This is a genomic window from Ligilactobacillus acidipiscis DSM 15836 (assembly GCF_001435755.1).
GTDB classification, from domain to species: Bacteria; Bacillota; Bacilli; order Lactobacillales; family Lactobacillaceae; genus Ligilactobacillus; species Ligilactobacillus acidipiscis.
Map to the genome: position 1 here is coordinate 1 of NZ_AZFI01000246.1, position 2,051 is coordinate 2,051.

Here is a 2,051-nt window from a genome sequence, read left to right on the forward strand (position 1 = left end):
CCCAATTTAGAAACACGACGTTTTTCATTCAGTTATAAGTTGTCAGGCAATTAAAAAGCGAGTGTTCAACAATTTAGCTTAATCAATTTTTTTGAAAAGAGGTTCTGCTTTTTGAGCATCAAGCGGCAAGAAAGCATTGCCAATAACTGAGTCATCAATTTTCAGCTCATAGTTGTCCTTGAGACCAGCAACAAGTGGAGAAAGATTGTTGATCTGTTCTGATTCGAATCTGTTGAAAGAGAAATTACGCAGGTTCTTCATGTTATTTTCCAAAGCTACAGAAAAAACTACTCGTAAATAATGGCCTGCCTCATTGGAAATTGTCCATTCCTTGTCCTTTTCTTTACGTGCTTCAGTTTTTTCTACAACAGTATTATTCATGCTAATTCCTCCAATTCAATTATCTGTTCTTCTTGATATAATATACCATACTCTATTAAAATCTAAAAAGCAAGCTTTTTAAGTTATGAAATAGTTAAATAATCATTAATGCTTAAAGCAAAATGCCTTTAAAATAGGAATTAGCGTGTTTGTAAGTGTTAATCAGTAGTTAAAAGCACTTGAAATGATTATTTTTAAATAACTATACCAATTTTGGAAAAACAAATTAAAACCATTTACTTTTATGTAACCGCTTTTAAAGACCGCAAAAATGCGGTACACTTAAAGTGGATGTTAGGAGAAAAACATGGTCAGAAAGAAGAGGGAATCTAATGGACATATTTCGCAGCGTCGTAGAAAATTATGAAGGACATGTTGTCACAAAGATCAGATTGGTCAATGATAATGGGACAGAAATTTCCTGTTTCACTATGGGTGCAACGTGGAATGAGTTTTTAGTACCATCTCAGGATGGGGACAAGCAAAATATTTTACTGAGTTTTGATACAGCAAGACAGTACTATGACAATTCTCTTTGTTGTTGTCAATCGATCGGACGAGTTGCAGGGCGGATCAAGGGCGGTCAATTTGAATTAGATGGCAAAAAGCAGCAAGTGCCAACTAATGAAAATGGCAATACTTTGCATGGTGGAGAGCATGGTTACCGCTCCTTGAATTGGGGGTATACAACTTCGCGTGGACCTAACAGTGTGAGTGTGATCTTCCAGAAGCATATTAAAGAGTCGCGCGATGGATTTCCCGGTAATTACTTAGCAACAGTCGTTTATACTTTGGATAATAGTGATCGTGTCACTATTTCATATAGTGCATTGAATGGTGAGCAGGATACGCTCTTTAATCCAACGTGCCATGCCTATTTCAACTTGAGTGACAAACGTGATCTTTCCACGCATTCTTTGATGATCAACAGTAAAGAGTACTTGCAGACCGATGACGAAACGATCCCAACGGGCCGGGTCTTACAGGTCGACAATACACCATATGATTTCCGTAAATTCAGAAACTTAAAACAGGCTGCAGATGAAACCGGCGGTTTTGATGATGCATTTGTCGTTAATGGGCCAGGCATGGCGACAGAACCTGTTGCTGTGCTGCGTGATAATGATAGTGGTCGTCAAGTTACGATCAATAGTGAAGGAACTGGTCTAGTTATGTACACCATGCCAGAAATAGATGATGGGATCAAACTATCACGGGATAATGGCTTGGATGCCTTGCCTGGTGAAGGTGTGGCCTTAGAAGCACAGCAATTACCGGATGCTATCAATAATGAAAACTTTGGCGACATTGTGTTAAAGAGAAACGAAAAGAAAACTTATCATATTTCCTTTGAATTTAAGCAACAATAAGTTTTGTGAGATATAGAAATAAAATATTAGTTCAGGTCTTATCCCATTTTTATGAAAACTGCTGGGATAAGGCTTTTTTGATCTGTTGGCTTTGCAGTTTGTTTTAAGGTCAATAGTTGACAAATAAGGGCGTACATCAAGTAGATTAGCAGAAGCAAATTCTGGCGACAGCTAATTTTTAAAGCCAGTATTTGTCATCTGTCTGCGAAAACTAAGGTTGCTTGAAAAATGTCTGGAAATGGGCGGTTAAAATGTTAAAATCAAACTAGCACCTGAATTATTCATACTTTTCCCTTAAGG

The 2,051-nt window shown here is 37.4% G+C and carries 2 protein-coding genes; one reads left to right on the forward strand and one right to left on the reverse strand.

What is annotated here, in order from left to right:
• Window positions 1–78: 78 nt before the first annotated feature.
• Window positions 79–381: a hypothetical protein gene (locus tag FC65_RS10375; protein WP_056972648.1), complete on the reverse strand. Its 303-nt coding sequence runs from the start codon at window positions 379–381 to the stop codon at window positions 79–81.
• Between the two features lie 332 nt (window positions 382–713).
• On the opposite strand from FC65_RS10375, the gene FC65_RS10380 reads away from it, so the two are divergent.
• On the forward strand, window positions 714–1,751 hold the full coding sequence (locus tag FC65_RS10380; protein WP_010497233.1) for an aldose epimerase family protein: 1,038 nt from the start codon (window positions 714–716) through the stop codon (window positions 1,749–1,751).
• The last annotated feature ends 300 nt before the right edge of the window (window positions 1,752–2,051 follow it).